Here is a 586-nt window from a genome sequence, read left to right as displayed (position 1 = left end):
ACTGAATTGTAAGCATTCGTATGTCTATGTAAGAGTGGGAGGCGTCTCATGCTTGGTGCGAAACAAGGCGATAGAAGTGTGCTCCATATCGCCTTTTTAGTCGTCTTTTTTTGCTAGTACTTTGGGAATGCGACGACAAACGTGTTCTTGCCATTTTCTCTCGTAATCAGCTCTATCGTTGCGCTGTGTAGCGTGGCGATATCTTTGCAAATAGACATGCCCAACCCCGCACCATCGCCTTTTTCTGAGTGACCTCGGTAGAATTGTTCAAAGATCCTTTCTCGCGTTTCTTGTGGAATCTCCGGGCCAGTGTCGGAAACCAAGATTTTGATGGCATTTCTATTTTCTTGCACACTAACTTGGATTTCGTTGTGTGCGCCTGAATAGCGAATGGCGTTGTCTACAAGGTTACGGAACAACACTTCTAACAACATTTTGTCGCCAGAAAGCGCGACTTCCGCTGGTGAGAGGCTGATGTCTTGATCTTGTCTTAAAGCAAGTGGCGCTAAATCGGCGACGACGGTTTGCAGCAATGGCGTTAGTTCGACGTTGTCAAAGACGCGTTCAGATAAACTGTTTACTTTAG

General features: G+C 46.1%; 1 protein-coding gene. It reads right to left on the bottom strand.

Going from position 1 to position 586, the window contains the following annotated elements; genetic code table 11:
* Window positions 1-113: 113 nt before the first annotated feature.
* On the bottom strand, window positions 114-586 hold a 473-nt coding region (locus R8N49_RS28945; protein ID WP_318190678.1), incomplete at its 5' end, for a sensor histidine kinase.

Source organism: Vibrio sp. 1978 (genome assembly GCF_033344345.1).
The sequence above is the reverse complement of the archived record's forward strand: the minus strand, read 5'-3'. Positions and strand labels throughout refer to the sequence as shown.